The 7,103-nt window shown below is 54.3% G+C and carries 4 protein-coding genes and 2 rRNA genes; 3 read left to right on the plus strand and 3 right to left on the minus strand.

Annotation, left to right across the window (positions count from 1 at the left end; all coding sequences use genetic code 11):
* The first annotated feature begins 140 nt into the window (after nt 1-140).
* Nucleotides 141-1,052, plus strand: a complete 912-nt coding sequence (locus tag VGM18_11800; protein HEY3973683.1) for an NmrA family NAD(P)-binding protein — start codon at nt 141-143, stop codon at nt 1,050-1,052.
* A gap of 168 nt (nt 1,053-1,220) precedes the next feature.
* On the opposite strand, the gene VGM18_11805 is transcribed toward VGM18_11800, so the two are convergent.
* On the minus strand, nt 1,221-1,622 hold the full coding sequence (locus VGM18_11805; GenBank protein ID HEY3973684.1) for a VOC family protein: 402 nt from the start codon (nt 1,620-1,622) through the stop codon (nt 1,221-1,223).
* 165 nt (nt 1,623-1,787) lie between these two features.
* Between VGM18_11805 and VGM18_11810 the strand changes: the two genes are divergently transcribed.
* Nucleotides 1,788-2,231, plus strand: coding sequence for a DUF1801 domain-containing protein (locus VGM18_11810; GenBank protein HEY3973685.1), 444 nt, complete (start codon nt 1,788-1,790; stop codon nt 2,229-2,231).
* A gap of 169 nt (nt 2,232-2,400) precedes the next feature.
* Nucleotides 2,401-6,099 carry a hypothetical protein gene (locus VGM18_11815; protein ID HEY3973686.1) on the plus strand — a complete coding sequence of 1,233 codons (3,699 nt, stop codon included), beginning with the start codon at nt 2,401-2,403 and terminating at the stop codon, nt 6,097-6,099.
* 68 nt (nt 6,100-6,167) lie between these two features.
* Here the strand turns inward: VGM18_11815 and rrf are convergent.
* Both rrf and VGM18_11825 read right to left on the minus strand, forming a co-directional pair.
* Nucleotides 6,168-6,284: ribosomal RNA gene (rrf, locus tag VGM18_11820) — 5S ribosomal RNA — on the minus strand.
* A 394-nt stretch (nt 6,285-6,678) separates the two neighbouring features.
* Nucleotides 6,679-7,103: ribosomal RNA gene (locus VGM18_11825) — 23S ribosomal RNA — on the minus strand; the annotation flags it as partial.

The raw sequence follows: 7,103 nt of genomic DNA on the forward strand, positions 1-7,103 counted from the left end.
ACGTGAAAGGTGGATTTCGATTCTTACGTGAAAGGGTGAGCCACCAGGAGTGATCGCTCCAAGTTCTAGTCTCATGGTCGCGGGAGAGGGCGAGTCCGACGCCCCGCCTGTCGCATCCAAACTCGCACGGAGGTAAGTCTATGTACGTCATTCTCGGAGCAAGCGGAAACACCGGACACGTAGTAGCGACCAAACTTCTCACCGGCGGACAGAAAGTTCGCGTCGTGGGCAGAAACGCAGCCCATTTGCAGGGTCTCGCGGCCAAGGGTGCGGAGACCTTTATCGCCGATGTCACCGACGCCGCGACTCTCGCCAAAGCCTTCGACAAAGCCGATTCGGCCTACGTCTTGATTCCACCCAATACCACCAGCACTGACCCGCTCGGCTATTCGAATCGCGTCAGCGACGCGATCGCGTCCGCCGTCAAAAATGCCGGAACCAAAAATGTGGTCGTCCTCAGCAGCATAGGAGCCGATAAGGCCGGCGGAACCGGCCCTGTCGTCGGCCTGCACAATCTCGAACAAAAGCTCAACCAGATCGAAGGCGCGAATGTGCTCTGTCTGCGCGCCGGTTACTTCATGGAAAACACGCTCCCCCAGGCGAACGCGATTCGGCAGATGGGATTTGTCGCTACTCCTCTGCGTCCGGATCTTAAAATTCCCATGATCGCCACGCGCGACATTGGAGCCGCTGCGGCCGAAGCCCTGCTGAGCAAATCGTCTTCGGACAAACCGCGCGGCAAGCAAACCCGCGAGCTTTTAGGCCAACGCGATCTCACCTACATCGAAGTCGCAACGATTATCGGCAAAGCCATCGGCAAGCCCGATGTCAAATACGTCCAGGCGCCCGACGATCAATTTCGGGCGATCGTAGTGCAAATGGGAATGTCCGAGCAATTTGCTCGCATACTCCTGGAAATGACTGCTGCCATGAACTCCGGACACATGCGCCCCCTCGAACCGCGCACACCCCAGAACACCACACCCACGACTTACGAGACTTTCGTAGCCGAGTCCTTCGTCCCGGCCTACCAACAACAAACCGCAGCGTGAGCCTTCGACAAGTCCGATTGCCCCGTCCCTCTCGCGTACTTCGCGAGAGGGAGGGAGTTTGACTTTCAGGCGGGGCGACGCTTCGGAGGAACTTGCTTCATTTTTGTCATTCCGAACCGGGCAAAGCTCGGTGAGGAACCTGCTTCTTGTTTTAACTGCGCGAATATTTCAACAGGTAGATTCCTCAGTCTTCGGTCGCGGCTTGGGTCGATCTGCAATGTGCCACAGCACGCCGGTCGGATCGCTCATATAAAGCACGCGCAGTCCCCACGGCTGCAACGCTGGCGGCTTCGCCATCGAAAGATCGTACTTCTTCGCTAGACCAGCGCTCTGAATGAACTCCCACCACTTGTCCGCATCTTCGACCATCAGGCTCATCATGAAGTTCCCGGCATGATCCTTCACATAGAAGTTCTGTAAGAGGAAGCGATAACCCTCCAATTCGAACTCACACACCTGATCATTGCCCCAGTTCTCATGAAAGCCCAAGTCGCCATAGAAACGTCGCGAAAGCTCGAAGTCCCGGGCCGGAACGAATGCCTTCAGATCGAGGATCTTGCTGGGAACCAAGCACGCCTCCTTAAAATCATTTCAAAGGAGCCTACCACAAAAGAAAAAGCTAATCAGATTTCTGTGACCTGAAGTATTTCTCAGTCAAGCTGGATAAACATAGGAAGGGTGTGGAAAAAATGGAGGGGTGTGAAAAAATGTCGGGGCGAAAAGGTTGGAGCTAACGTGCTGCGCAACAGATTCTCGAAGGCAGAAGGCAGAGCGACGAAAGGAGCGGAATTTCTGCGCTTTAACGGCGCCGTCGAGCGCGATCCCGCGATCGATGCGTGGATGAAACAGCATGCAGGTGAATTAGGAGCCATCGCGCATCAGTGGTTTCAGGTGATGCGACAATGCGGCGACGAAGTCCGCGAGCTTCTGCATGACGGCTGTCCGGTTGCATGCTTGGGAGATGCGCCCTTCGGCTACGTCAACGTATTCACTTCGCACGTAAACGTAGGATTCTTTCACGGCGCAGCATTGCCCGATCCGGCCCGCCTGTTGCAGGGCACCGGCAGGTTCATGCGCCATGTGAAGCTGAGTCCAGGAAAGCCTACAAACGCCTCCGCGCTAAACAGTCTCGTCGATGCAGCCTACTCGGACATAAAGGCGCGCGTCGAACACGGCTAGCTCAGAGAAACGGGAGTAAGTGCACACTCGCCAGCCTGGACCTTCAAGAAGAGAGCGGTGAACTTCCCGTCTTTCCCCGACTGTTACTCACCTGCCGATCTTACAGTTGGATTTGCAAACCACATCCCGTCATGGTAAAAGAGGCGCTCCGGGCTCTGTGAGGTTATAGATGAAACTTGGATTTCACCTTTTGATCGCTTCTTTGGTTCTTCTTCCCGTGCAGTTAGTAGCACAAATAGCTGGACCGCCTGACTTGCCAACTGCACCTATTACTGAACTTCCTGCATGGATTCTGCCTGTATATACGGCTACTTCAACACTTCCATCTACGGATTATCCAACTAGAACTATTCAAATAACACTCGGCTTGGAAATCGAAGCGAACTTGATAACTACGGGTCCGGCCGATCTTCTTTTTATAACTCGACAATCCGCAGAAGAAGTAGGGTTAACCCCTGAGTGCGTTGGTCTTCAGTTCCCCTATCAACTTCGCCCCCTCAATGCCATCCGGAAGGTACCTTTGAGATCATCGAAGTATCCGCCATGTGGTGAGAAGGACAAAGCTAGGCCTTTCGTCCAGGTGCGATACCGGGAGTACGCGCCACAGCCAGTTGATGGTTCTCTTGATCTCACAAACCTCCCCCAGTTCGGCCATTTTTTGCTTCTTGAGGCGGGAGAGACCTGTCAGCCTAGACCCGGAGACCAAGAGAAGCACGCACAAGATTACGATGATCCGATACAACGGCCCACCCTGTGCTATTACCGGACGCTGCTGGTAAATACTGGCACCACTGCCAGCCCTCACTGGGTTGAGGGTTTTCGCGCAACAAAGGAAGGGCTAAAGATCAAGAGCGCACTCTTTGACACACCCTCACACCTCGCCTTCGCCATCAACGGAACGCCAGTCAAAAAAGAAATGAGCAGTCTTACCTTCGGATCCAGGGACATCAGCAACTATCACGTTGAGGTTTATGAGGAGGCGTCCGGATGCCGTGAGTATTCTCTGCAATACGAAGACAAAGATAGTCCGCCTGAATCGATCGATGTGGATATTCCGATTCTCAAACTTACAGAGGACCCCGCCAATGGAATCCATGTTGGAGCGCCCAAGGTTTACGACTCGTTTCTGTTGCGCAGTAAGTTGAACGCCGCGGCCCAACAGTTGGCCGCGATCTCCCCATGGAACGCGACTGCGATCACCAACGCATATGGCACGCTCCAAGGAGTAACTCGGGACGTCTCCTATCTCGCGGCACAAGTGACCACGGCAGCCACGCCATCCATAGCGACAACCACGAACACTGGAAGCACAATTCTACCTCCCAGCGTGATCCAGAGCGGGCAGTGCCCGACGGGATTTGCGGCCACAGGAATAAGCAGTACAGGCGTGACCTGCACACAACTGCCTACACAGGTGCAGATCGTGGGCGCCACTGCCCAGTGCCCGTCCGGCTACTACGTGTCCAGCACTTCTGCGGCCTCGAGTGTTAACACAAACGGGGGGCCTACTGGGACCTCCACAACTACTCCAAGCATAATTTGCTCCCAGATTCCAGGTACGGGTACCCCCGGCACTCCGCCTCCAAACGCGACCCTCACTACGACCAACGGTACTCCACAAGCCACGCAGGTGGTGACCACCAGTCCTTCACTTTCGCCCACAGTTCCAACCGCACCGACCGCTAATCCTTTTTCCGCACCAACCAATTTGAGCGTTTCGGCGGCCGACATGCTGGCCGAGCAAGTGCAACTCAACGCTCAATTGCAGATGTACCAGATGCTTTTGCAGGGGTCGCAATCGGACCAGTTTTTATTGAAGAATTCGAGGGCTGTCGCGGCGCGGGCACAGACCACCATTGGCTTTCAGGTCTCCCTTTCCCCTCCGCGGCAATTCAAGCATGCGGTCGCTGAAGTCCGGGTCGTGATCGTTCCGCATCCGACGACAGACCGGCATTTTGTGCCTGGTACCGGAAACGTGAGCGTCGTCAATCTCTTGCCCTCTCAGAAGACTTATAACGTTGCCAAGATCACCAGCAATCAAAAAGCGTTCGGCGCCGGGGCTGTCATCGAACAAGTTAACGTCGGATTCAGCACCGGTAAATCGAAAGACCGCCTCTACCTGGCAAAAGATACCGATACGGTCGCGTTGGAATATCCAAATCTGACCGTCCCCGATCTGAAACCACCATTTCCCGAGCGTTTTGCCGTAGAAACCGAGGAAATAGTGAAGGAACAATATTTGCACGAATGCCCCAGTACATGGGAGGGTGATCGAAATTACCTTGACAATGCATCAATCATGTTCGGTTGGCAGTTTCGTCCGGTGCTCGGAGCGGAATACGTGTCTGCCGGCCCGCGGGAGGTATTCGCGCAGCTGGCGCTGCCGACAACACTAAACGAAGATGGCTTCGCACCCGCGGTATATGTCCAGACACGATGGCGGGAGTATAACGAGAAGCGTCAGGTTGTGGGTCCCGTGTTTCAGAGTAGTTGCAGCTGGACTCGCGTTCAGGATGCGGTGTCCATTTTGAATCCGCTGCGCGTACACAATGTCACTTGGGATGACGTGGGAAACGGCACTCTGAAAATGGTCGCCAGCGGTGACTTTTTCGCCTCTGGAATGACAGTAATGACTGCGGGAACCAATATTCCTCCCACCGCGTTCGATGGCAAGACGATTCAGTTTTTCGCGCCAGCTCATGACTTGCTGCAAAACGGTCGCATTCAACTTTTGGGAGAGAATGGACAGACCACTGACTTTGCGGTTTCAACGAAAAGCAAGAAAGAAAGCGAATGCGGTATTACTGAGGCTTCTTTGCGTGCCGTGCCATATCCTGATGGGAACTCCCACGTTCAATTGAAATTGAAATACGGTGAACACTACCTAGAGAGAGATGCCGAGGGTCAGGAGCTCGATGGGGCCATCCGTCCGCTGCTGCTGATCGGAAATGATGTCTACGGAGTGCAACCGAAGCCGTTCTTGAAACCGGTCGATCCAAAAATCAATCCGTGCCCTCCAAACAATGACCACGGTGCCACTTGCACCTATGAGTTCGTGGCGACCACCGATTCGTTGCGGAGCGCGCAAACTTTTCTCGTGCGCGATCCTGCTTGGAATTTCAGCAGAACATCAACCATCGACATCGGACCGGCTTTTACCAGCATCACCTCGCTCTCGTCCGCTACAAACGACAGCGCTCCCGGAGCTGGGGCCATACCCCCTACTCAGCCGACGACAGCAGACATCGTCGCTGCACCCGCCGGCGCGGCTCCGAGTTCGGCTGACTATGCTGTCTCGGGCTCGGGCTTCCGCACCTTTCTTCACAAAACGTGCGTCCCCGCGCCTGTCTGCGTAGTGGAGTACTACCTCTATGCTTACGTCGATCAAGCCAGCCCTCTACCACTGACATCAGCGAACTTCAGAATCCTCAGCGATACCACGGCCCTCCTTCATCTCGAATCCGCACCCAAGAAGAGCCTCAAAATCAGTTGGTATCCCGCGTCGGGAGCCTACACAATTACGGACAATCTGCCCGTCGCTTGGGACCTGTCTCTGCCGTCCGACTCGGGAACTTCCGACAGAACCGCCAAGGCAACGGCATCGCCCCCCTTTCTCTATGCTGGAGATAGCGAAACGGTCACATTCACCGCCGATTTCTCAAAGGTCAACATCGTAAATGTGACATTCGAACAGACTACAGTATTGCTCAATGGGCCGTTAGCGAAGCCTAAGAACCTAAAGGTGCCTGTACCTGTCTCGGTCACGAAAATCCCCGGTCACAAGCAGTTCGTGGTGAATACCCTGACAACCGACGGCAAAGCAACGACCGGCACTGTCATTCTGGATCTGGATATAGTGAAGCGATAGTGGCAAACGGAAGGTCCATCGTGAAAAAGGAAAAGGCCGCGCTCATTTCTGAGCGTGGCCTTTATTTATGCCGGCAACTACCTACTCTCCCACACACTTTCGCGTGCAGTACAATCGGCCCAGCGGGGCTTAACTTCCGTGTTCGGGATGGGAACGGGTGGATCCCCCGCGGTATGATTACCGACGTCTTCAGCAGCTTTTAGCTATTAGCTCTTGGCTATTAGCTTTGCCTTGCTGGCGCACGCTTGGTGCGCATCCCTCCAGCATTTCGGCGCTGCAAACTTGAGTTCTCTCAGCTTCCACCCAAAGCCTGAACCCAGCGAAGCTGAGCTAAAAGCTAAGAGCCAAAAGCTAAGAGCAGAATTTCAAAGATCGTGAGGACGAAACCTCACAACTGAATAGATTGGGTGTAACTTACTTTCATCTTGCTTACTTCCGATTTCAGTTACTGATTACATCGGCTAGCTTTATAAAAGCTCGTCGGCGCGAAGCTTCTGCTGAACTTCTTACCTCTGCTCAGGTTCTAGCTAGGAGCTAGAAGCTAGCAGCTAGAAGCTTCATCTGCACCGAGTAAATTTTATGGTCAAGCCGAACGGGCGATTAGTACTGGTAAGCTACACGCATTACTGCGCTTCCACCTCCAGCCTATCAACCAGGTAGTCTACCTGGGCCCTTCTTATCCCTTACGGGTTGGGAGATCTCATCTTGAGGAGTGCTTCCCGCTTATATGCATTCAGCGGTTATCACAACCGAACTTCACTACCGAGCGGTGCCACGGGCGTGACAGCTCGAACATAAGAGGTTCGTCCATCCCGGTCCTCTCGTACTAAGGACAGGTCCTCGCAAATCTCCTGCGCCCACAACAGATAGGGACCGAACTGTCTCGCGACGTTCTGAACCCAGCTCACGTACCGCTTTAATAGGCGAACAGCCTAACCCTTGGAACCTTCTACAGCTCCAGGATGCGATGAGCCGACATCGAGGTGCCAAACCGGAGCGTCGAT

The sequence above is a fragment of the Candidatus Sulfotelmatobacter sp. genome, assembly GCA_036500765.1.
Lineage (GTDB): Bacteria > Acidobacteriota > Terriglobia > Terriglobales > Acidobacteriaceae > Sulfotelmatobacter.